This is a genomic window from Caulobacter sp., from assembly GCF_039596335.1.
Classification (GTDB): Bacteria; Pseudomonadota; Alphaproteobacteria; order Caulobacterales; family Caulobacteraceae; genus Caulobacter.
This window is the reverse complement of the sequence record NZ_JBCNJZ010000009.1, coordinates 158,548-180,275: the sequence shown is the minus strand read 5'-3', so window position 1 is coordinate 180,275 and position 21,728 is coordinate 158,548. Positions and strand designations below refer to the sequence as shown.

General features: G+C 66.9%; 17 protein-coding genes and 2 tRNA genes. 13 read left to right on the top strand and 6 right to left on the bottom strand.

Annotation, left to right across the window (positions count from 1 at the left end):
• The first annotated feature begins 116 nt into the window (after positions 1 to 116).
• Entirely contained in the window at positions 117 to 1,874 is a 1,758-nt protein-coding gene (locus ABDW31_RS19695) for an ATP-binding protein (protein WP_184721896.1), read from the top strand.
• An 82-nt stretch (positions 1,875 to 1,956) separates the two neighbouring features.
• On the opposite strand, the gene ABDW31_RS19690 is transcribed toward ABDW31_RS19695, so the two are convergent.
• Complete coding sequence (locus ABDW31_RS19690) at positions 1,957 to 2,385, bottom strand: MucR family transcriptional regulator (protein WP_184721899.1); 429 nt, start codon at positions 2,383 to 2,385, stop codon at positions 1,957 to 1,959.
• A gap of 510 nt (positions 2,386 to 2,895) precedes the next feature.
• Positions 2,896 to 2,969 (bottom strand) — tRNA-Gln (locus ABDW31_RS19685).
• 165 nt (positions 2,970 to 3,134) lie between these two features.
• Here ABDW31_RS19685 and ABDW31_RS19680 point away from each other — a divergent pair.
• The 3 genes from ABDW31_RS19680 to ABDW31_RS19670 all read left to right on the top strand — a co-directional run bounded on the left by ABDW31_RS19680 (position 3,135) and on the right by ABDW31_RS19670 (position 6,721).
• Positions 3,135 to 3,211 (top strand) — tRNA-Pro (locus tag ABDW31_RS19680).
• Between the two features lie 175 nt (positions 3,212 to 3,386).
• Positions 3,387 to 5,171: a signal peptide peptidase SppA gene (gene sppA, locus ABDW31_RS19675; RefSeq protein ID WP_184721902.1), complete on the top strand. Its 1,785-nt coding sequence runs from the start codon at positions 3,387 to 3,389 to the stop codon at positions 5,169 to 5,171.
• Positions 5,172 to 5,251: 80 nt separating this feature from the next.
• Positions 5,252 to 6,721, top strand: coding sequence for a sulfotransferase (locus tag ABDW31_RS19670; protein WP_184721905.1), 1,470 nt, complete (start codon positions 5,252 to 5,254; stop codon positions 6,719 to 6,721).
• Between the two features lie 127 nt (positions 6,722 to 6,848).
• On the opposite strand, the gene ABDW31_RS19665 is transcribed toward ABDW31_RS19670, so the two are convergent.
• Entirely contained in the window at positions 6,849 to 9,992 is a 3,144-nt protein-coding gene (locus tag ABDW31_RS19665; protein WP_343699438.1) for a TonB-dependent receptor, read from the bottom strand.
• 593 nt (positions 9,993 to 10,585) lie between these two features.
• On the opposite strand from ABDW31_RS19665, the gene ABDW31_RS19660 reads away from it, so the two are divergent.
• Positions 10,586 to 10,993 carry a TIGR01244 family sulfur transferase gene (locus tag ABDW31_RS19660; protein ID WP_184721908.1) on the top strand — a complete coding sequence of 136 codons (408 nt, stop codon included), beginning with the start codon at positions 10,586 to 10,588 and terminating at the stop codon, positions 10,991 to 10,993.
• A gap of 19 nt (positions 10,994 to 11,012) precedes the next feature.
• Here ABDW31_RS19660 and ABDW31_RS19655 read toward each other — a convergent pair whose 3' ends face one another.
• Positions 11,013 to 11,159 (bottom strand): hypothetical protein, encoded by a 147-nt coding sequence (locus ABDW31_RS19655; protein WP_172263583.1) that lies wholly within the window; start codon positions 11,157 to 11,159, stop codon positions 11,013 to 11,015.
• A 63-nt stretch (positions 11,160 to 11,222) separates the two neighbouring features.
• On the opposite strand from ABDW31_RS19655, the gene ABDW31_RS19650 reads away from it, so the two are divergent.
• From ABDW31_RS19650 to ABDW31_RS19640, 3 genes are all read left to right on the top strand, one after another.
• Positions 11,223 to 12,113 (top strand): MBL fold metallo-hydrolase, encoded by an 891-nt coding sequence (locus ABDW31_RS19650; RefSeq protein ID WP_184721911.1) that lies wholly within the window; start codon positions 11,223 to 11,225, stop codon positions 12,111 to 12,113.
• An 84-nt stretch (positions 12,114 to 12,197) separates the two neighbouring features.
• The gene (arr, locus tag ABDW31_RS19645; RefSeq protein ID WP_343699437.1) at positions 12,198 to 12,596 is read left to right on the top strand and encodes an NAD(+)--rifampin ADP-ribosyltransferase; all 399 of its coding nucleotides are present in this window, start codon (positions 12,198 to 12,200) and stop codon (positions 12,594 to 12,596) included.
• Positions 12,597 to 12,607: 11 nt separating this feature from the next.
• Positions 12,608 to 12,829, top strand: a complete 222-nt coding sequence (locus ABDW31_RS19640) for a hypothetical protein (protein WP_184721917.1) — start codon at positions 12,608 to 12,610, stop codon at positions 12,827 to 12,829.
• A gap of 62 nt (positions 12,830 to 12,891) precedes the next feature.
• Here the strand turns inward: ABDW31_RS19640 and ABDW31_RS19635 are convergent, their stop codons facing one another.
• Positions 12,892 to 15,753 (bottom strand): long-chain-fatty-acid--CoA ligase, encoded by a 2,862-nt coding sequence (locus ABDW31_RS19635; protein WP_184721920.1) that lies wholly within the window; start codon positions 15,751 to 15,753, stop codon positions 12,892 to 12,894.
• Positions 15,754 to 15,985: 232 nt separating this feature from the next.
• On the opposite strand from ABDW31_RS19635, the gene ABDW31_RS19630 reads away from it, so the two are divergent.
• Positions 15,986 to 17,737, top strand: a complete 1,752-nt coding sequence (locus ABDW31_RS19630) for an ATP-binding protein (protein ID WP_343699436.1) — start codon at positions 15,986 to 15,988, stop codon at positions 17,735 to 17,737.
• Between the two features lie 3 nt (positions 17,738 to 17,740).
• Here the strand turns inward: ABDW31_RS19630 and ABDW31_RS19625 are convergent, their stop codons facing one another.
• Positions 17,741 to 19,240, bottom strand: a complete 1,500-nt coding sequence (locus ABDW31_RS19625) for a bifunctional aminoglycoside phosphotransferase/ATP-binding protein (protein ID WP_184721927.1) — start codon at positions 19,238 to 19,240, stop codon at positions 17,741 to 17,743.
• Between the two features lie 141 nt (positions 19,241 to 19,381).
• On the opposite strand from ABDW31_RS19625, the gene ABDW31_RS19620 reads away from it, so the two are divergent.
• From ABDW31_RS19620 to ABDW31_RS19605, 4 genes are all read left to right on the top strand, one after another.
• Positions 19,382 to 20,002 carry a TetR/AcrR family transcriptional regulator gene (locus ABDW31_RS19620; protein ID WP_184721930.1) on the top strand — a complete coding sequence of 207 codons (621 nt, stop codon included), beginning with the start codon at positions 19,382 to 19,384 and terminating at the stop codon, positions 20,000 to 20,002.
• Between the two features lie 172 nt (positions 20,003 to 20,174).
• Positions 20,175 to 20,708, top strand: a complete 534-nt coding sequence (locus tag ABDW31_RS19615; protein ID WP_221444736.1) for a TIGR02594 family protein — start codon at positions 20,175 to 20,177, stop codon at positions 20,706 to 20,708.
• Between the two features lie 148 nt (positions 20,709 to 20,856).
• The gene (locus ABDW31_RS19610; RefSeq protein WP_221444737.1) at positions 20,857 to 21,231 is read left to right on the top strand and encodes a DUF6152 family protein; all 375 of its coding nucleotides are present in this window, start codon (positions 20,857 to 20,859) and stop codon (positions 21,229 to 21,231) included.
• A gap of 1 nt (position 21,232) precedes the next feature.
• Positions 21,233 to 21,715 carry a hypothetical protein gene (locus tag ABDW31_RS19605; RefSeq protein ID WP_221444738.1) on the top strand — a complete coding sequence of 161 codons (483 nt, stop codon included), beginning with the start codon at positions 21,233 to 21,235 and terminating at the stop codon, positions 21,713 to 21,715.
• The last annotated feature ends 13 nt before the right edge of the window (positions 21,716 to 21,728 follow it).

Genomic DNA, 21,728 nt, shown 5'->3' with positions numbered 1-21,728 from the left:
CGCGTTCCAAGCAAAGTTTAACCAGTAGGCGCTAGATCTCGGCCTCGATATCCAGTTGGGGATCAGGTTTGGCGACGTCACGGACAGAAGAAACGCGGCCGGCGCAGGTAGCGCTGATGCGCGCTTATGTGCCGATCGCGCGCGGCTACCTGATGGCGGCTGCGATTTACTATGCCCTGATCAGCCTCTCCCACCCCTACTACGAGACCGGCGCGGCCTTCGCCGTGCTGGAAGGCCTGTCGGCGGTCTCGGCCCTCTATGCCTTCGCCAGTTGGTTCGCCTTGGGCAAAGGGAGGCTGACCGGTCCTGGGCTGGAACTGTTGGTGCTGGGCATGAACGCCCTGTTCCTGGGCAACACCCTAGCCTACCAGCTGCTGCACTTCGAACCGGCCAAGCTGGTTTATTTCGTGCTGATGGCTGTGGTCTTCGCGACCGCCGCGCCCAGCCGCCGCGTCGCCTTGACCAGCGTCGCCGCGTCCGTCGGCAGCCTGGCCTGGATGGCGGGACGCGCGCCAGGCGATCCGGTGGCGCAGTACATGTTCATCGGCCTGGCCGGAGCCTTCGCCGCCATCGGCATGTCGAGCATGATGCGCGGCGCCATGGGCCGCGAAGTGCGCGCGCGCCTGGCCAGCGAAGCCTTGACCGAGGAACTGCAGCGTGAGCTGACCAACAAGCGCCGTCTGCAGGCCGAAGCCCAGGAGCTGGCCCTTGCGGCCGAGACCGCCAACCGCGCCAAGACCGAGTTCCTGGCCACCATGAGCCACGAGATCCGCACGCCGCTGAACGGCGTGCTGGGCATGGCCCAGATCATGGCCTCGAGCGAGTTGACGCCCGACCAGCGCCTGCGCCTGGAGACCATCACCGCCTCCGGCAAGTCGCTGCTGAGCGTCATCAACGCCATCCTGGACATCTCCAAGATCGAGGCCGGAAAGGTCGAGATCGTCGCCGAACCGTTCGACCTGTGCGCCCAGCTGGACGCCCTGCGTCGGCTCTATGACGGCCTGGCGCGCGAGAAGGACCTGGCCTTCAGCCTGGACATCGCTCCCAGCGCGGCCGGCTGGCGACTGGGCGACGCCGAGCGCCTGCGCCAGGTGCTGTCGAACCTGATCTCCAACGCTGTCAAGTTCACCGATTTCGGCGGCGTCCGGGTGCTGATCGAGGGTGATGAGACCAACCTGACGGCCCATGTGACCGACACCGGCGCGGGCATCCCCGAGAGCCAGCGCGAGCGCCTCTTCACCAAGTTCGCCCAACTGGACAGCTCCAGCACCCGCCAGGCCGGCGGTTCGGGCCTGGGCCTGGCGATCAGCAAGACCCTGACCGAGCTGATGGGCGGCACGATCGCCTTCTCCGCGCCCCGGGAAGGCGGCGCGCGCTTCACCGTCAGCGTGCCCCTGCCCCGCGTCGCCTCGACCAACGATCCGCTGCCCGAGATCGCCAGCCCCGACCTGGGCGAGGCCGGCGCGCCGCAGATCCTGGTCGTGGACGACAACCAGACCAACCGCGCCGTGCTGCTGACCCTGCTGGGCCATCTGGGCGTGGTGGGCCAGTTCGCGGTGGACGGTCACGACGCCGTGGCGATGTGGGAGCGCCGGCATTGGGACGCGATCCTGATGGACATCCACATGCCGGTCATGGACGGCGTCCAGGCCAGCCGCATGATCCGCGAGCGTGAGCGCCAGACCGGCCGCCCTCGCACCCCGATCATCGCCGTCACCGCCAGCGTCCTGAGCCACGAACGCACACTCTATAGCGATGCGGGCATGGACGCTCTGGTCGCCAAGCCGGTGGAGGTGCCGCGCCTGGTTGAGACCCTGGCCCGTGTGCTGTGCGTCGAGGAAAGCTCCGCCGAAGATCAGGCCGGCGCGGCCTGATCCGCGAGCCAACTCATCCCCAACAAAAAAGGGACGCCCCCTAGAGCGTCCCCTTCTCGTATTTTCGAAGGCTTGGAGCCGATCAGCCCTTGCGGCTGCGCGGCGCCTTGGTCTTGCGGCCGCCCTGGCCCAGCCCCAGAGCCTTGGCCATCTGCGAGCGCGCCTCGCTGTAGGCCGGAGCCGTGGTCGGGTAGTCGTTGGGCAGACCCCACTTGGCCTTGTATTCGGCCACGGTCATGCCGTGGGTGGTCAGGTGGCGCTTCAGGGTCTTGTAGGGCTTGCCGTCCTCGAAGCTGATCAGGGCTTCGGGAGTGATGCTCTTGCGGATCTGGGCGGGCGTCGCCTTGCTGACCGTCTCGACGGTCGGCGCGGGCGGAGCGCCGATGTTCGCCAGCGCATCATGCGTCGCGCGGATCAGCGCAGGCAGGTCCGACACCGGCGTAGAGTTATTGGCCACATAGTTGGCGACGATTTCAGCCGTAAGCTCGATCAGGGTCGCTTTGTCTTCCACGATCATAACTCCATTCCCCTATTTGTCCGGAGTTACACCCTCTCATCAGAAAAACAAGTAGTTCGACGTCAGAAACTCTCCAGGTTCGTGACATATCGTAACAATTGACGGTCATTGAGATCGGTCAACGAGGCAAATTTCGCGTCAACTATAGCGACGATGATCTTGTTTTCAGACACGGTCGACCCATCGCAGTTCGATCCGACGCCGCTCTATCTCGCAACTGCGAACTCGATTGCCGACTCAACAGGCTTACAGCGCGCCAATACCGGAGATCGGCGAATCGAAATTCGATCAGCACGTAAGCGTTGAACGCGAACGCCGCTATACACTCATGCGTCGACTAGGCGACGGCGCAGTTCGACTTTGCGGGAAGAGCGGCAGGCCTGGCCTATCCCTTGCGGAGCCAGGGATTTCAGGCAGCCGTCAGCACAGTCGAATTCAGGGGATCCGCAGACCAAGCCAAGCCCCCGGCGGGGCCCGAACGAATTCTGATCGCTTGGAGAGAAGTGGCTGGGGAACTAGGACTCGAACCTAGAATGACGGTACCAAAAACCGCAGTGTTACCATTACACCATTCCCCAGCAGGAACGGCGAAACCCGTCAGGGCTCGGCGAGGCGGTGGAGATAGCTCACGACTCGGACGGATGCAACAGGCCATTTCAGATCTTTTTTCAGCCCCTGACACGAACCTGAAAAAAGGCGCTTGCGTCCTCCGAAACCCCTGCCTATAAGGCCGGCCTCCAAGTCGGAGTGTGGCTCAGTCTGGTAGAGCACTGCGTTCGGGACGCAGGGGTCGCAGGTTCAAATCCTGCCACTCCGACCACTTTCCCCCGCTAACCAGAAGCGGGAAAAATCTCAGAGAATACAGAACACTGGGCGCCGCGAAAGCGGCGCTTTGCGTTCGAGTCGCGGGAACGCTCCCGCATTGCGCGCTCTTCATTTGGTCGCAACGCGAACCATGATTAGCTTGTCGCTGATTTTCGAGAGCAGGTTCTCCGATGAAGCAGTTCTTCCTGACCGTCGCCGGCGTGTTCGTCGGCCTTCTGCTGTTCGTGGTCGGGGTGCCCTTCCTGCTGATCGTGATGGCCGCGGGCGCGGCGCGCCCGACGCCGGTGCCTGCCCAGGCGGTGCTGCAGCTGGACCTGCGCAGCGGCCTGACCGACCAGGCGCCCAAGAGCCCGTTCGCGGCCTTCGGCTCCAGCGGCACATCGGTGCTGTCGGTCATCGAGACGATGCGGCGCGCCGAGAAGGACGACAAGGTCAAGGCGATCCTGGTGCGCCTGCCCGAGAGCGGCATGGCCCCCGCGGCGGCCGACGAACTGCGCCTGGCCCTCAAGCATTTCCGCGAGACCAGCAAGAAGCCGGTCTACGCCCACAGCCAGGGCCTCTATCCGGCCGGCATTATCACCTCGACCTACATGGTCGGCGCGGCCGCCAGCGAGGTCTGGATGCAGCCGGACTCCAGCTTCCAGGCGGTCGGCGTCTCGTCGGAGACGATGTTCCTGAAGCGCTTCTTCGACAAGTACGGCGTCAAGGCCGACTACGAGCAGCGCTACGAGTACAAGAACGCCGTGAACCCCTATCTGCAGAGCGACTACACCCCGGCCCACCGGGAGTCGGCGCTGTCGTGGATGGGCTCGGTCTACAGCTCGGCCCTGACCCACGCCGCGGTCGATCGCAAGCGTGAGCCGGCCCAGCTGATCAAGACCCTCGAGAGCGGGCCCTACAGCGCCCAGGAGGCCCAGGAAAAGGGCCTGATCGACAAGGTCGGCCAAGTCAGCGACATCCAGGCCCTGGCGCTGGAAAAGGCCGGCAAGAACGCCAAGCTGATAGACTTCAGCGACTATGCTTCGCGCTCCAAGCCGCCGACGATCAAGACCGGCCCGGCCATCGCCGTGATCGGCGCCGAGGGTGCGATCGTTACCGGCGCAGGTGGCGGCGCCTCGCCGTTCGGCGGCGACAGCAACGTCTATTCCGACGAGGTCGCCCAGGCCTTCAAGACTGCGACGGAGGACAAGGACGTCAAGGCGATCGTCTTCCGCGTCTCCTCGCCCGGCGGCTCGGACACCGCCTCGGAGCAGATCCTGGCGGCTGTGAAGGCGGCCAAGGCGGCCGGCAAGCCCGTCGTGGTCAGCATGGGCACCTATGCGGCCTCCGGCGGCTACTGGATCAGCAGCGCGGCCGACTCGATCGTCGCCCAGCCCTCGACCCTGACGGGCTCGATCGGCGTCTATGGCGGCAAGTTCGCGGTGGGCGACGCCCTGGCCCGCTTCGGCGTGGATTCGCGCCCGCTGCACGTCGGCGGCGACTATTCCGAGGCCTTCGCCGCGGGTCAGGGCTTTACGCCCGACCAGCGCGCCAAGTTCGCCGGTTGGATGGACCACATCTATGCCGGCTTCATCAATCGCGTGGCCGAGGGCCGCAAGCTGCCGCCGGCCCGCGTGCGCGAGATCGCCAAAGGCCGCGTCTGGACGGGCGAGCAGGCCAAGGCCCTGGGCCTGGTGGACCAGCTGGGCGGCTTCTACGACGCGGTCGACAAGGCCAAGGCCCTGGCCAAGCTGAAGGACGACGTCAGGCTCAAGCGCATGGACGGCGCGCCGTCGCCGTTCGAGGCCTTCGAGAAGATCCTGGGCGTCAGCGAGACCTCGGCCCGCACCCTGGCGGCCGCGGCCTGGGTGATGGGCGATCCGCGCTCGCAGGCGATCCTTGACGAGATGGCCAAGGCCCGCCTCCGCGCCGCGCCGGGCGGGGCCTCGGTGCTGGCCGACACGCCGGTGCGGTAAGTTTAAACTAAGCACGATACGGCGACCGTATGCACTGCGGTCGCCGTCTGCGTTCTCCTAACCGATTTCTCGAGACGTCCATGAATTTCAGCGCTGCCGACCCGCTGGCCCAAGCCGTACGTCGCCTCTCGGCAAACGACCGCGCCGGGGCCGCCGCCATCATCGTCAAGCTCGCCGAACAGGATGGGCACCTGGACGACCGCTGGGGCGACGTCGCCAAGCTGGCCGCCACCCTGGGCGAGGTCTCCGCCGCCCGGACGGCCATGCGACGTTACGTGGCTATGCAGCCCTACGACACCGAGCGGCGTCTGGCCTATGGGGCCATGCTGGCTCAACTGGGTCACGTGGCGGGGGCGATTAAGGCGACGGAAGCCTTCTTGCCCAACGCCCCCCGTCCCGACGCGCGCCTGCATCATCTGATCGGCACGGGCTATGCGCAGCTTGGCCAGACAGAGTCGGCCCTGGAGCACCTGCGGATGGCGATCGCGCTGTCTGAGCAGCCGGAGCTGACCGCGGTCAGCTGGCTGACGATCGCCGATCTCAAGCGCTTCGAGGCTGGCGATGCGGATATCGCCGCCATGGAGAGCCTGGCCACCGATCTGGGCGACCAGACCCTCAGCGCCCTGCTCTACGCCTTGGGCAAGGCTTATAACGACCTTGGCGACACTGACCGAGCGTTCGAGACCTATGCGCGCGGCGCTCGCCTCGCGCGCGCCCGAGCGCCCCACGACGCCGCCGGCTCCCGACGTTTCGTGGACGAGGTGATCGCCGGCTTCACGGCCGATGCGCTGGCCAAGCTGCCGGCTACGGGCGTGGACAGCGACCGGGCGATCTTCGTTCTGGGCATGCCCCGCTCGGGCACCACTCTGGTCGAGCAGATCCTGGCCAGCCACGCCGACGTGGTCGACGGCGGCGAGCTGAACCTGTTCCGGGTCGCGACGACGGAGCTGGGCGGCTACGCCCCCGCCGACATTACCCGCATGGCTTTCCGCCCCGACGGCGCCGAGGCGTGGGCTCGATTTGGCGCGGCCTATCTCCATCTGTTGAATGAGCGCTTCGGTCCGACCGGCCGCGTCGTCGACAAGACTCTGAACCACACCCGCTTCGTGGGCGTGATCCACCAGGTTCTGCCTAACGCTCGCTTCATCTGGATGCGACGCTCGCCCGGCGACGTGGCGCTGTCCTGCTTCCGCAGCCACTTCGCAGGCGGGCTGGCCTGGAGCTGGTCGCTGGAGGACATCGGTCGTCACATGGCCGACGAGGACCGACTCTACGAACACTGGTCCCAGCTGTTCCCGGATGCAATCCTGACCGTGCCCTACGAAGAGCTGGTGGCCGATCCCCAGCCATGGATCGCGCGGATCCTGGAGCACTGCGGCCTGCCCTTCCAGGAGGGGCTGGACGCCTTCCACCAGACCGAACGCGCAGTCATCACCACCAGCGCCAGCCAGGTTCGCCAGCCGATCAACACGCGCGCCATCGATCAGTGGAAGCGCTACGAGAAACACCTGGCGCCGTTCTTCGCGACCTATGGCCAGCCGCCCCCCTGAAGCTTGATGACCTGAACGACACAGGGCGGCGCGTTCTCGCGCCGCCCTTTTTGTTTATGTCGCCACCAAAGGAAAAGGGCGGGCCTTGCGGCCCGCCCTTCCCTTTTCGGACGATCCGATCTTCGAATTAGAAGACCAGGTCGAAGCCCAGACGAACCGAGCGAGGCGGCATGTAGGACATGGCCTTCTGGTAGTCTTGGTTGATCGCACCGCTGTCGAGTTGACCAAACTCGTTCCGCTCGACCGAGCGGCGGGTGTTGAAGACGTTGAAGATATCGGCGCGCAGGGTCAGGCCGTTCTCCGGCAGGAAGCCGTAGGACGGAACCGTGTAGCGGGCCGACAGGTCGAGGCGGTAGGTCCACGGGTCGCTGAACACCGAGCCGCGCGGCGAGATCTTGCCATCGCAGTAGTGCGACAGCGCGCCGTAGGCGCTGTTCAGGATCGGGTCGTTCGGGTTGAAGCCCATGCAGCCGTACTTGCGGCCCGACGTGACCAGCGCGTTGGCGCCGACCAGGAAGTTGTCGAACACTTGGTACGAACCGAAGGCCTTGAACACGTGGCCACGGTGGTTCGGCAGCAGGCCGTAGGCGCCCTCGGTCAGACCGGGGGTGTCGAAGTCGGCCGTGATACCGGCGTCCTGTTGGCCGCCCGCGTAGTCGGTCTTCACGTAGCCTTCGTAGTTACCCTTCGATTCCGAGAGGGTGTACGAACCGTTCAGAGCCCACTTGCCGTCGAAGGCGCGGTCGAACTGGAACTGCAGCGCGATGTATTGGCGGTCAACCTTCGGGTACTTCAGCTGCTCAGCCGTGAAGGTGATCGTACGCGCCGTCGTCTCGCCCGGGAGCGGGTCCGACAGGGTGATGGTCTGACCCAGGCCCGGGTTGATGATCGTGTACTGGTGGAAGCCGCTCCAAGTGTCCTCGCAGCCCGCGATGCGGTTGGCGGCGCAGTAGGCGAGAACGGCGGAGTCGACGGCCACGTCATCGGCGGCGCGCAGCGACTTGCGGTAGGTCAGCGTGACGCCGGCCTTCCACAGCGAGTCGAAGCGACGCTCGTAACCCAGGATGTACTCGTCGTCGGCGGTCGACTTCAGGTCCTTCGAAATGTTGGCTTCGAAGGGCTGGATGGTGCCGTTGTTACGGACCGTACAACCACGGACGCCCGCGGTGCCGACGCCGCCCGGCAGACAGATGCCCGAGTTGGCGAAACCGGTGATCTGGGTGCCGATGCCGGCGAGCGGCAGACCGGTGACCGGGTTCACCTGGGCGGTGTTCACGGTCGTCGTGCCCGGCAGATACAGCTGGAAGCCAGCCGGCAGCAGGAAGTACGAGGTCTGATCGAGGATCGCCGAAGCCTGACGGTACGCCGTGTTCGACGCGACCGGCAGATAGTAGCGGCCGTAGTTACCGAAGATCTTGTTCGCGCCGTCGTTACCCGGATCCCAGGTGAAGCCCAGACGCGCGCCGACTTCGTTATCGAAGTTGACGAAGACCGGACCCTTTTCACCAGCGATGTCGATGCCGCGGTTCTGGAACTTATCGCGACGAACGCCCAGGTTCAGGGTCAGGTTCGGCAGGACGTCCCACGAGTCCTGGATGTAGATCGACTGGTTACGCGAGAAGTACGAACCACCACCGGTGAAGGTGCGGACGTCGAGGTAGTAGCGACCCGCCGGCACGCCACGCGGATCGGTGGACGAGCCTTCGCGGTAGACATAGTTGCCACCGCCGTTGCGAACCGACTGGTGGATCAGGGTCAGGTCTTCACGATCATAGCCGGCGCGGATGTGGTGATCACCCAGCAGCTTGAAGTACAAGTCGCCGTCGACGCGATAGAATTCGCGCGTGGTGTTGCGCGGCGCGTCTTGAGCGGACGAGTTCTGGAAGCTGACGCGACGCGTCGCCGTCGAGTTGTTCGAACCAGCGGCGACCGACGACTGAACCAGCGGCGAGCCGCCGAGGGCCGAACGCGTCGCGCCACGGTCCTTGTTCAGGCCGTAGGCGCCCGACAGGGTGAACCAGTCGGTGAACGAACCGGTGTACTTGGCGACGTAGCTGGTGGCGCCGTCTTCGTAGCGCGTACCCGGCAGGGCGGCGCCGATCGTGTCGGTGTTGTTGGCGAACGTGTAGGCGAAGCTCTCACGCTTCGTCACGCGCTGCGTGTCGATCAGGGTGAATTCCAGGTGCTGACGGTCGGTGATGTAACCGTCCAGCTTCACGCCGTAGAAGGGGTCCTTCATGCGGTCGACATTGTACGAACCAGCGGCGATCGAGGCGCTGCGCGATTCGTTGTCGTTCAGCTGGGCCAGACCGTAGAAGAACAGGCGGTCCTTGATGATCGGGCCACCGGCTTCGATCACCATGTCCTTGTTGTTCGTCTCACGCAGCTTGCCGCGGACTTGGTAGGTGTCCTTCTGGGCGCTTTCCAGCGAAGCCGGCGACCAGTTGCCGTGCACGGCGAAGGTGAAGTCGTTCGAACCCGACTTCGACACGGCGTTGATGATACCGCCCGTGGCGCGACCGAATTCGGCCGAATAGCCACCGGTCTTCACTTCGACCGACTTGTAGAATTCGAACGGAACGCGCGAACCACCGATATAGTTATCGAAGTTCGTGATGTTCATGCCGTTCAAATAGAACGCGTTTTCAGCGACCGAAGAGCCGCTGATCGAGGTCTGACCACGGAAGTTGGTCGACGAACCTTCAACCGCGCCCGGCGCCAGCAGGGCCAGCGAGGTGATGTTACGGCCGATCGGAACTTGCTTCTGCAGGTCTTCGACGTCGATCGCCAGACCGGTCGTGGTCTGCGAGAAGTCGAGCTGCGGGTTGGCGGTCGCGGTGATCACGACCTCATCGACAGACTCGCCAACGGCCGCCAGCGTAAAGTTGTAGGAGCTCTCGGCGCCGGCGCGAACGCCCAGCGAACCATCGCTGGTCGGGCGGAAGCCCTCCTTGGTGATCGCGACCGAGTAGGCGCCTTGAGCGATCAGCGGCACGCGGAATTGACCGTTGCTGTCCGTCGCGACCGTGCGGGTGAAGCCCTGCGCCGTCGACTTCACGGTCACCTGGGCGCCCGAGACCGCTTGGCCATTGCTGTCGACGACGGTGCCCGACAGGGTGCCGCTCGTGTAGTCCTGGGCGCTGGCCAGGGTCGGAATCGCCGTGGCAACCACGCCAACGGCGACAGGCGTCGCGATTGCGGCCAGACCAGCCAGCAGCGACGTCGTCATCAGGCGCGCGCGAACGCTGCCCTTAGTGGAATTCATGTTCATCAAAATCCCCTCTGTACGTGGCGCAGGCGGCAAATCGGACAAAAACCCCTCTAGAAACTTTGTCCGACCTGGAGCGGAAATCCGCCGAAGTGCGCCACGAGATCACTGGTGTCCCGGAAAACATTTCCCCCGGTTGGAGGCGACGTTAGGAGCGGCCGCCGCTTAGGGTCAATTGTCATTGCAAAAATGTAATCGACATCCCGCCCAGCTGTCGCAAAAACGCCACAGCGTCGCCGCTTTTCCGTAGATCCGCGGTCGGCAAATATGATCGCCCCGCCGAAGCTCGGATCAGGGAACTGATTTTTCAGGAATTTTCGACTTCAGAAAATCATCGTTTCCCGAATTTACAGGAAGCCCAAAAGCCGCCGATTAATTGCGCTCAGCGATTGACTTCCACCAAATCATGCCTCGATGAGCGCTGTTAGGTGTGAAAGTTTTTTAACAACCAAGCTGAATGCAAGAGTTTCCAGCCTCGATGAGCTGTATTTCTGGACACCCTTCACCACGCCCTGGCCATTGCGTAGGCGCCCCCTGCCCCCGAAGATGTCAGCCGCGGCGGATCGCGCCGCGCCAGTAAGAGCCTCGACCCGCCCATGAGCGATTTTCGCCCCGTCACCGACTCCTTTTCCGTCGCCCCGCAGGTGACCGAGGCCGACATGGCGCGCGCAGCGTCCGAGGGATTCGTGCTGGTGATCAACAACCGTCCGGATGGCGAGGACCCCAGCCAGCCGTCCAGCGCCGCGATCGAGTCGGCGGTGCGCGCGGCGGGCATGGACTATCTGCACGCGCCGGTGCGCGGCGGCCCGACTCAGGAGCAGGTCGATGCGGTGAAGGCGGCGGTGGAAGCGGCCGAGGGCAAGGTGCTGGCCTTCTGTCGCTCAGGCACCCGTTCGATCGTCACCTGGTCGATCGGCCAGGCCCTGGCCGGCGAGGACCGCGCGACCCTGGTCGAGCAAGGCCGCCAGGCGGGCTATGACCTGTCGGGCGTGCTGCCCGGCTGATCCCCTGAACGTCTAGTGTCTACTGGCCCAGCGCCTGGCGGGCCGCCATCGGCGTCGGTTCGGGCTGGCAGCTGGCCAGCGCGAACTGCGCCATGATGATACACAGGACGGCAAAGGCGGCGCGCTGAAGCCGTTTTGAGACAAAAATCGCCGCATCCGCCGCCATGGCCGGTCTCCTAGGGTTACTGGGAGGTTAAATCGCAAGACCGGCGCCGCTTCTGAGGTCCCGATGATCCCCTTCGTCCGCGAACTGGAATTCGAGTACGGCCGCGGCGACCAAGTCTCGCCACTGATCCGCCGGGTGATCGCGCGCAATCCGGGGCCGTTCACCTATACCGGCACGGGCGTCTACATCGTGGGCCGGGGCGAGGTGGCGGTGATCGATCCCGGCCCCGATCAGCCCGAGCATCTGGAGGCCCTGCAGGCGGCCCTGGCCGGCGAGCGGGTGACCCATGTGCTGGTCACGCACCACCACCTGGACCACTCGCCCCTCGCCCATCCGCTGGCCAAGCTGCACGGCGCCAAGGTCTACGGCCTGCCCGCCCCGTCGCCCTACGCCAGCGACGCGCCGGCGCTGGAAGAAGGCGCCGACGACCGCTTCCGGCCCGACGTGACCCTGGCCGACGGCGACGTGCTGACCGGTCCGGGCTGGACGCTGGAGGCGATCTTCACGCCGGGACACACGTCCAACCATGTCTGCTTCGCACTACAGGAAGAAAACGCCCTGTTCGCCGGCGACCACATCATGGGCTGGTCGACCACAGTCATCACCCCGCCCGACGGCGACATGGGCGACTATTTCGCCAGCCTGGCCAAGGTGCGAGCGCGGAACTTCGACACCCTGTGGCCCACCCATGGGGCTCCGGTTCGCGACGTCGCGCCGTTCATCGACGCCTATGTCGCCCATCGCCGGGCCCGCGAGGCTCAGATCCTGGAGGCCCTGGCCGCGGGCCTGACGACCATCAAGACCATGGTCCCCAGCCTGTACGCCGCCGTCGATCCGCGTCTGCATCCGGCCGCGGCCCACTCGGTGCTAGCCCACATGATCCAGCTGGTGCGCGAGGGACGGGTCGTCAGCGACACAGCGCCGGGTCTGGACGCGGAATATCGGTTGTCCTGATCACTCCGCCCACTGGAGAACTGGGGTCGAAAAACGACAGTTCAAGAATTGGCGGTACGCGCATTTTGCGCCGTTATGCCGGTCATGAGCGACATTCCCTTCTACCACGGCACGAAAGCCGACCTGAAAGCCGGCGACCTGATCGGCGCGGGCTACGCCTCCAACTACGGCCAGCGCAAAGCGGCGACGTTCGTCTATTTCAGCGCCACCCTGGACGCGGCAACCTGGGGGGCGGAACTGGCCCAGGGCGCGGAGCGGGGCCGGATCTACATCGTTGAGCCCACCGGTCCGTACGAGGACGACCCCAACCTCACCGACCAGAAATTCCCCGGCAATCCGACCAAGTCCTACCGCACCCGCGATCCCCTGCGGATCATCGGCGAGGTCGAGCAGTGGACCGGCCATCCGCCCGAGCAGCTGCAGGCGATGCAGGACCACTTGGCAGCACTCCGGCGCCAAGGCATAGAAGCGATCGAGGACTAGGGGACGCGCGCATGGCCGATACGATCGGGCTCGTCGGCGACGGCGACGATGTCGACCTGCTGCAGGCCATCGAGCAGTCCTTCCAAGTCCGCTTCGGCGACGAAACCACCCGCTGGAGCACGATCGGCGATCTTCACCAGGCGCTGGTTGCGCGGATCGCGCCCGGCTCTGGGCCTGACCTCAGGGCGCGGATAGCCGGCCCGACGCCGTCTGGCGCACGCTGTGCGTCCTGATCGAGGCCGAGACCGGTTTCGAGGCGGCGCGGATCGAACCGCGGACCCGGCTTTTCTAGTCCTTACGTCCCGCGCACCGCCGCGATCAGGCTGCCGATCCGCGCGCAGTTGCGGCCCTGGTCGGGGCCGGCGTCGCGGCCGATCGAGCGCATGTCGACGCGCGAGCCCTGGGCGTCGGGACGAACGCGGACCACCAGATCGTCGGTCAGGCCGTACCAAAAGCTGCTGCCGGTGGCCTCCAGGCGGCCGTCCATCGGGTCGTCTGTGATCAGGGTCATACCCGAGGCCATGACCGCGGCTTTGACCGCCTCATAGGCGTCTGTCGGCGCGCGCGGGCTGACCAGCGGACGGGCGGCGGGACAGGTCTCGGCGTTGACGTCGGCCACGCTGCGGCCGGCATAGGCGGCCGAGCCGACCGGCAGGCTGGGGTCGTCGTCGACAATCTGGGCCGAGCCGCCGCGCGCGGCCAGGGCCGCGTCCGAGAAGGCCAGCGGCGTCTTCCAGTCGGTGGCGACGTCATGGATCGGCGGTGACTGGCCCGACAGCGCCTTGGCCCCGAACATGGCCGCGAAGCTGGCCGCGGTCAGGGCCAGGGCCAGCAGGGCGCCCTTGCCCAGCTTCGAGAAGCCGCCGACCAGGGCGATCACCAACGCCAGCAGGCTGGTGGCGACGCTGACGAAGGCAGCCTTGGGCGCCCAGTCCAGGGTCATGGCGCCGTAGCCCAGCGGCAGGTCGATCAGGCCCAGCTTGACGCCCAGCGCGCCGCCGCCGGCCAGGATCGCCGGGGCCAGGGCCGCCAGCACAGCCAGGTCGACATAGAGCGAGGCCCAGATCGGCGGCTTGCCGGACTTGGCCCCTTCGGCCTTGGCCGCCTTGGACCGGGCCCCCTTCTTGCCGGGCGTGATCGGCATGGCGAAGGGCAGTTCTTCCTCGGCTGAAGGATCGACGATCAGCGTCGGCTTGGGCGCAGCGGCCGGCTCGTGCAGGCGCAGCGGCGTTTCGGGGACGGGCGCTGCGGCCGCAGCCGCCGCCGCGGCGGCGATCAGGGCGTCGGCCCGGCTGGTGTCCTCAGGCTTTTCCGCCTCCGCGACCGGCTCGGGCGCATGGACGACCTCGACGGCGACGAGCTCCGGCTCGGGGGCCAGGACCGGATCGACGTCCGACGGCGTATCGACCGGCTCGGGGGCATAGATCACCGCGCCGTGCGAGCCGTCGGCGGCCGCCAGGGTCTGAGGTTTCGCCGGCTCTTGGGACGTACCCTGGACCGGCGTTTCCGGCAGCACATAGCCCTGATCGGCCAAGCGCTTGCGGATCAGCTTCTTGTCGATCTTGCCGGTTGCGCCCAGCGGGATGTCGTCGACGAACAGCACGTCGTCGGGCATCCACCACTTGGCGATCTTGCCCTGCAGGTAGTCGATGAACTCCGCCTTGGTCGCGGTCTCGCCGTCCTTCAGCTTGATCAGCAGCACCGGGCGCTCGTCCCACTTGGGATGCGCGGCGCCGACCACCGCGGCCAGGGCCACCTTGGGATGGCCGACGGCGATGTTCTCGATCTCGATGGTGCTGATCCATTCGCCGCCGGACTTCACCACGTCCTTGGCGCGGTCGGTGATCTGCATGAAGCCATGGTCGTCGATCGTGGCCACGTCGCCGGTGTCGAAGAAGCCCTCGTCGTCGAGGATCTTGCCGCCGGCGCCCCGGAAGTATTCGGCGGCGATGATCGGGCCGCGGATCTTCAGATTGCCGAACGCCTGGCCGTCGTGCGGCAGGCGCTGGCCCTCGTCGTCCTTCAGGCAGATCTCGACCCCGAGTGGAGGCCGGCCCTGCTTCAGGCGGTAGGGGATCTGCTGGTCGTAGGGCAGCTGGGAAAGCGCGTCGGTCATCACCGACAAGGTCCCGACCGGCGAGGTCTCGGTCATGCCCCAGGCGTGGACCACCTCGACGTCGTACTTGTCGTGGAAGGCGCGGATGATGCTCTCAGGACAGGCCGCCCCGCCGATCACCACCTTCTTCAGCACCGGCAGCTTGGCGCCGGTGGCCTCCAGGTGCTGCAGCAGCATCTGCCAGACGGTGGGCACGGCGGCCGAGAAGGTGACGCCCTCACTATCAAGCAATTCATAGATCGAGGCCCCGTCCATCTTGGCGCCCGGCATCACCATCTTGGCGCCCGCGCCCGGCGCCGAGAACGCCACGCCCCAGGCGTTGGCGTGGAACATCGGCACCACCGGCAGGATCACGTCCTTCTGCGACAACCCCATCACGTCGGGCTGCATGGTGATGAAGGTGTGCAGGAAGTTGGAGCGGTGCGAGTACAGCACCCCCTTGGGGTCGCCCGTCGTGCCCGAGGTGTAGCAGAGGCCCGCCGCCGTGCCCTCGTCGAACCCGCCCCAGGCGCAGTCGGCCGAATGCTGCTCGACCAAATCCTCATAGGCCAGCAGGCCCTTGAAGTGCGGCGCGTCCCCGGCGGGCGCGAAATCGGCCGGCAGGTGGGCGCGGTCGGTCAGGACGACCACGTGCTCGACATGGGGCAGGCGCGGCAGGATGCCGGCGATGATCGGCAGGAAGGTCAGGTCGGTGAAGATGGCGCGGTCGCCGGCGTGGTCGGCGATCCAGGCGATCTGCTCGGGGAAGAGGCGCGGGTTCAGGGTGTGGCACACCGCGCCGATGCCCATGATCCCGTACCAGACCTCCATGTGGCGGCCGGTGTTCCAGGCCAGGGTGCCGACCCGATCGCCCGGCTTGATGCCCAGAGCCAGCAGGGCGTTGGACACGCGCTTGGCCCGGTCGCGGATCTGCGCATAGGTCGTGCGCACGATCGGTCCCTCGACCGAGCGACTGACCACCTCGCGGTCGCCGTTCCAGCGGGCGGCGTGGTCGATGATCTTGTCGAGGGTCAGCGCCCCGTGCTGCATCAGCCCTTGCATCGGTTTCCTGCTCTCCCGGCTCTCTCTTATCGTCGTTCAGGCAAGGCTATCGACGCGCGGCCGAACGCGCAACGCGCAGCGCCCCCAGCGGGAAAAAGCCTTGCCCCACGCCACCTTGACCGCACGCGGTGATCGGTCGCAGCGCCGGTAAGGAGACTCTTGGTTGCGATGGGAGGATAGTCTCTCCCGAGGCGGACGTGGTTCGTCGGTGGAGAAACGACGCTTGGGTTGGGTGGCCGACACACTGGCGGATGAGCGCCTGGACGAGGTCGCAGCCGATATCCGTCGGCTGGGCGTCTCGCGCATCATCTCTGGCTGCCTGGCCGCCGGCGTGATCGGCCTGGGGCTCGGCTACGGCACCGCCCTGGCCTGGCTGGCCAGCTTCCTGGTCGCCGAGGCCCTGGCGACCCTCGCCACCCGCAACTTTGGCCAAGGCCGTCCGGGCTCGGCCCGCGATCGCGCCGGCTTCATCCTGGCCGCCATTCCCGTCAACGCCAGCTGGGCGGCCCTGGCCACCCTGCTCTGGATCCACGGTCCCGACCGGCTGAAGATCGCGGCCGTGGCCATCTGGTGCGGCCAGCTGGTCTTCGCCCAGCAATACCGCCACCAGCCCCTGGCCCTGCTGGCGATCAGCGGCCTGACGCCCATCCTGTGCCTGGTCGTTTTCCCCTTCCTCTATCTGGACGGCAACGACCCCGTGACCATGGCCACGCGCTGGTCGCTGGTGCTGCTGATCGGCGTCACCGTCAACGTCTCGCTGCGCAACCGCGCCGCCGCCCAGCGCATGGACGCCCTGACCCGCAGCCTGCGTGAGGAACGCGAAAAGGCCCTGGAGGCCGCTCGCGCCAAGTCGACCTTCATCGCCGTCACCAGCCACGAGCTGCGCACGCCGATGAATGGCCTCCTGGGCATGGCCCACGCCCTGCAGCGCTCGGCGCTCGACCCGGTCCAGCGCGAGCACGTGGCGCTGATGATCAAGTCGGGCGACAGCCTGATGCAGCTGCTGAACGACGTGCTGGACATGTCGCGCATCGACGCCGGCAAGGTCGAGCTGGTCCCCGAGCCGATCGACCCGCGCGCCGCCGTGTCCGACATCGTCGACGCTTGGCGCGACGCGGCGCAGGTCAAGGATCTTTCGCTGGAATGCCAGTTCGGCGCCGAGGTGCCCGCCTGGATCGCCGCCGACCCGCTGCGCATCCGCCAGGTGCTGGCCAACCTGATCTCCAACGCCATCAAGTTCACGCCGCGCGGCCACGTTCACGTGGCGGTCGAGGGCGAGCGCGTCGGGACCGATTGGCTGATCCGCCTGTCGGTGCGCGACACCGGGCCGGGTGTGCCGGAGGACGCCGCCGAGCGGGTCTTCGACAGCTTCACCCAGGCCGACGAGACCGTGTCGCGCCGTCACGGCGGCGCGGGCCTGGGCCTGGCCATCTCGCGCGCCCTGGCGCGGCAGATGGGCGGCGACCTGGTGCTGCGCCCCGATCCGGACGGCGCCTGCTTCGTGTTCAGCCTGCTGGCGTCCGAGACCGACGCGCCGCCCCAGGCCGAGCCGCAGGCGGACCTGGACGAGGACGAGCCGCTGGAACAGCTGCGCATCCTCATGGCCGAGGACAACGCCATCAACCAGCTGGTCGTCCGCACCATGCTCGAGCCCGCCGGCGTCGACCTGACCGTGGTCGAGAACGGCGCCGAGGCCCTCAGGGCGATGAGCGAAGGCCGCTACGACTGCGTACTGATGGACATCAACATGCCGGTGATGGACGGCATCACCGCGCTGGAGGCGATCCGCAATGGCCAGGCCGGCGATCCCGCCCTGCCCGTCATCGCCCTGACCGCCTCGGCCATGGCCGGCGACCGCGAGCGGTTCCTGGGCCTGGGCTTCGACGACCATCTGGGCAAGCCGGTCAAGCCGATGGACCTGATCACCGCGATCGCCCGCGCCGTCAGCCCCGAACCGCCGACCAACGGCCTGAAGGCGGCCTGACCCCTACCCCATCGCCTCGGCCAGGGCCCGGGCCTCGTCCTCGAACGCGCTGACGGTGTCGACCTTGCGCCAGGTGATCTCGCCGGTGTCGCGGGTCAGCTGGTTCTCCAGCACCGCCACGTCGGCGTCCGAGGCGTCGTTGACGCGGGCGGCCACGCGGGCGCGCAGCACTTCAGGCGGGGCTTCCAGCCACACGCCCTGGAAGGCGACGCCGGCGCGCTCGGCCAGGGCCTCGGCGCGGGCCCGCTCCTCGGCCTTCAGGAACACCGCGTCCAGCACCACCGAGCGGCCGGCCTTCAGGCACAGCTCGGCGTCGCCGAACAGCTTGTCGTAGACCTGCGCGCTGACCTCGGGCGTGTAGGCCTCGCGCGGCAATCTCTGGAGAGAGGGCACGCCCCACAGGCGCTTGCGGATCTCGTCGGTGCGCAGGACCACCGCGCCGGGGGCCGAGCCCAGGCCGGGGGCGCAGACCCGCGAGAAGGTCGACTTGCCCGAGCCTGACAGGCCGCCGGCCGCCACCAGGCTGACCGGACGCGGCGCCAGGTGTTCCAGGGCGGTCTGCAGATAGGCCCGCGCGGCCTCGTCGTCGCCGGTATACGCCCAGACGTGGGTGCGCACGGCGGCGCGGACGCTCAGCATCAGCGGCAGCGCCGCCAGGCCCGTCCAAAGGCCTTCGCCGAAGGTGCGGGCGGCCTCGTCCAGATAGGCGTTCAGCACCCGGCCGGCGGCGTCGCGGCGACGACGGAAGTCCAGGTCCATCAGCAGGAAGGCCAGGTCGTACTGCACATCGATGTCCGACAGGGTGTCGTTGAACTCGATGCAGTCGAACAGGATCGGCTGACCGTTCTCGATCAGGATATTGCCCAGGTGCAGATCGCCGTGACAGTGGCGCGCGAAACCCTCGGCGGCCCGGCCGTCCAGCAGCGGACCCAGGCGCTCCAGGGCGATGTCGGTCTCGTGCACCAGGCGCTCGACCGCCTGCTTGCCCAGGCGCGGGGCCAGGCCGCGCAGCAGGTTGGCGTTCGAGCAGATGGTGTAGCCCAGGGCCGAGACGCCGCCGCCCTCGGGGCGCAGGGCCGAACCGGCGTGGAAGCGGGCCACCGTGCGACCCAGCGAATCCTCAAGCGCGTCGTCGATCGCCCAGGGCTGGGTGGCCAGGACGCCGTTCTGGTCGAAGCGGCGCATCTCCAGCAGGTACTCGACGATCTCGCCCTCGCCGTCGATCTCGATGCCGCCGTCGGCCATGCGGGTCAGGCAGCGCACCTCGCGATAGATGTCCGGCGCCGCGGCGCGGTTGAAGGACAGCTCGCGCTCCAGCGACCAGCGGCGCAACTCCAGCGTCGAATAGTCCAGGAACCCGAAGTCGACCGGCCGCTTCACCTTGAAGGCCGAGCCGCCAATCAGGAACACCCGGGCGCACGAGGTCTCGATCGTGTTTTCCGCCCGCTCGCCGAACCAGGCTGCAACTTCCTGCTCGCGCGCGGCTTCCACGTCCTTGATCACGCCGGTGTTCCCATCTTCCGCGCCTGAAAATCCGGCGCGGGCGCTGCATAGCCGAAACCGCGCCACAAGTCGCCTCGCGCCGACCTTGCCACACCTTCATTTTCGCGGTTAGATTGTATCAGCAACTTTCGTGAGGGGCGCATGCTTGTCGGCGCGGGTCTGAAACGGTCTAGCCTCAAGCGCGAGGAGATCCTGGCCTCGGCGCGCGCCCTGTTCCTGCGCACCGGCTATGCCGACGCCGGCATGGAGGTGGTGGCCCGCACCGCGGGGGTGTCGACGGCGACGCTGTACGCCTACTTCCCCAGCAAGGCCGACCTCTTCAAGGCCATCGTCATGGAGACGGTGACCGACGTCGCCGCCCCGGTGCGCGAGGCCGCCCGCGTCAAGGGCGACGCCCGCACGCGCCTGAACGCCCTGGCCACGGCCTATGCCGGCTTCTTCGCCCGCCCCGACGTGCGCGGCCTGTTCCGCATGGTCACCGCCGAGCGCCGCCGGTTCGAGGACGTCGCCGAATACTTCCTGCAGAGCGCCCGCGACGAGCTGGGCGGGGCCATGCTGTCGGTGATCAACGACCTGGCCCGGGCGGGCGAACTGAAAGTCGACAAGCCCTCGTGGGCCGCCGGCCAGCTGATGGGCATGATGGACCACGTCACCCTGGTGCTGGGCCTGTCGGCCGGCGACGACATCCAGCCCCGCCGTCCCGTCCAGGACATCGCCGAAGACGCCGTCGAGACCTTCCTGGCGCGGTATGGAGCTGACTGAAAACCACCAAAGAGGGAGTTGTCCTTAAATACAATTTTGACTTTTATTTTTCCGACACCCGTGTGTTAATCGCGTTAACGGCCGGGGGGCTTCCAGTTTTTGAGTGCGTGCGGACTTTGCTTCCCCGGCGAGCGGATCGGCCTTGGCGCCGATCCCTGCATGGGAGACGCGCGTGCCCAACCTGCCCAAGGACTATCAGTGGCTTGAGAAGCTGGATCTGCTGCCCAAGATGGTGGCCGCAGCGCTGCCGTTGGTCGGCATCAAGGAGACGGACGGCCCAGGCAATACGCCCCAGATCATGAACTGGGCGGCCCAGACCGGCCTGAAGTCATCCTATAATGCCGACGCCATACCGTGGTGCGGCCTGCTTATGGCCTATGTCGCCAAGGTCAGCGGCAAGGTCATCCCAACCAAACCCTTGTGGGCTCTGAACTGGGCCAAGTTCGGCGAGGAAGGCGGACAGCCCGAGTTGGGCGACATTTTGGTCTTCACCCGCAAGGAAGGCGGCCATGTGGGGCTCTACATCGGCGAGGACGACGAGTGCTATCACGTGCTGGGCGGGAACCAGAGCAACAGCGTCTGTTTCACTCGCATCGCCAAGGAGCGCCTCTATGCAGTGCGCCAGCCGCCCTACAACAACAAGCCCAGCACCGCGAAGGTCTACATCCTCTCGCCCAACGGCCAGAAATCGGTGAACGAGTTCTGAGGCGACGCCGCAGATCGACGACTTGGAGCGTAGCCGAGGACATCGAAGCGTCCTCCGCCCGCCCCCTCAAGACGCCGAGCAGCGCCCCCTTGAGCTTGTCTGCGCTTCGTGGCCCTCTGGGCCGTCGGGGTAGACAGAGGTGATGCTCATGTTCAGACCTTTGCTCGCGCCGCTGCGCGCCCTGGCGGTCCTTTCTGCAATACCCGTCCTAACCCTGCCCGTCGCTGCGCTGGCCCACCACGGCTGGAGCGCCTACGACGCCGAGAAGGTCATCAAGGTCACGGCGCCGGTCAGTGACGTCACCTGGGGCAATCCGCATGGCGCGGCCAAGGTTCGCCATGACGGCAAGACTTGGGACGTGGTGCTGGCGCCCGTGACGCGGATGGAGGCGCGGGGCCTGACCCGGGCGATGCTCGCCCCCGGCAAGCCGGTCACCCTGGAAGGCTATCCGCGCAAGGACGGCGTGGCCGAGATGCGCATCGAGCGCATCACCGTCGACGGCAAGACGGTCGAGCTGCGCTGACGTGAACGGACTGGTCGACGCCGCCACCACGCTGCAGAACTCGGGGTTCGCGACCTGGGCGCGGGGTTCGGCCTATGCCTATCCGATCGCCAACTTGGCGCATCTGCTGGGGCTGGTGCTGCTGGTCGGCGGCATCGGGGTGCTGGACCTGAGGGTGGCCGGGCTATGGCGCAGCCTGCCGGTCGCGCCGCTGTCGCGAGCCCTGACGCCGCTGGCGATCACCGGCCTGATCCTGATGATCCCCAGCGGCTTCACGATGTTCGCGGCCGACGCCCGGGCTCTGGCCGGATCGCCGCTGTTTCGCTGGAAGATCGCGCTGATCGGGCTGGCCGTCGCCAACGCCATCGCCTTCCGCCGGGTCTGGGGCGCGCGGCTGGATCGCTGGGGCGAGACCGTGCCGCCGGCCGCCCGCAGCTTGGCGGCGCTGTCGCTGCTGCTGTGGCTGACCGTGGCCGCGCTGGGCCGATTGATCGCCTACGCCTGAAGCCCGTCGCGCG

Bases quoted from the DNA above. Each gene is read 5' to 3' on its own strand.
- ABDW31_RS19695 (WP_184721896.1), top strand. From the start codon at position 117: ATGCGCGCTTATGTGCCGATCGCGCGCGGCTACCTGATGGCGGCTGCG.
- sppA (WP_184721902.1), top strand. From the start codon at position 3,387: ATGAAGCAGTTCTTCCTGACCGTCGCCGGCGTGTTCGTCGGCCTTCTG.
- ABDW31_RS19670 (WP_184721905.1), top strand. From the start codon at position 5,252: ATGAATTTCAGCGCTGCCGACCCGCTGGCCCAAGCCGTACGTCGCCTC.
- ABDW31_RS19665 (WP_343699438.1), bottom strand. From the start codon at position 9,992: ATGAACATGAATTCCACTAAGGGCAGCGTTCGCGCGCGCCTGATGACG.
- ABDW31_RS19660 (WP_184721908.1), top strand. From the start codon at position 10,586: ATGAGCGATTTTCGCCCCGTCACCGACTCCTTTTCCGTCGCCCCGCAG.
- ABDW31_RS19655 (WP_172263583.1), bottom strand. From the start codon at position 11,159: ATGGCGGCGGATGCGGCGATTTTTGTCTCAAAACGGCTTCAGCGCGCC.
- ABDW31_RS19650 (WP_184721911.1), top strand. From the start codon at position 11,223: ATGATCCCCTTCGTCCGCGAACTGGAATTCGAGTACGGCCGCGGCGAC.
- arr (WP_343699437.1), top strand. From the start codon at position 12,198: ATGAGCGACATTCCCTTCTACCACGGCACGAAAGCCGACCTGAAAGCC.
- ABDW31_RS19640 (WP_184721917.1), top strand. From the start codon at position 12,608: ATGGCCGATACGATCGGGCTCGTCGGCGACGGCGACGATGTCGACCTG.
- ABDW31_RS19635 (WP_184721920.1), bottom strand. From the start codon at position 15,753: ATGCAAGGGCTGATGCAGCACGGGGCGCTGACCCTCGACAAGATCATC.
- ABDW31_RS19620 (WP_184721930.1), top strand. From the start codon at position 19,382: ATGCTTGTCGGCGCGGGTCTGAAACGGTCTAGCCTCAAGCGCGAGGAG.
- ABDW31_RS19610 (WP_221444737.1), top strand. From the start codon at position 20,857: ATGTTCAGACCTTTGCTCGCGCCGCTGCGCGCCCTGGCGGTCCTTTCT.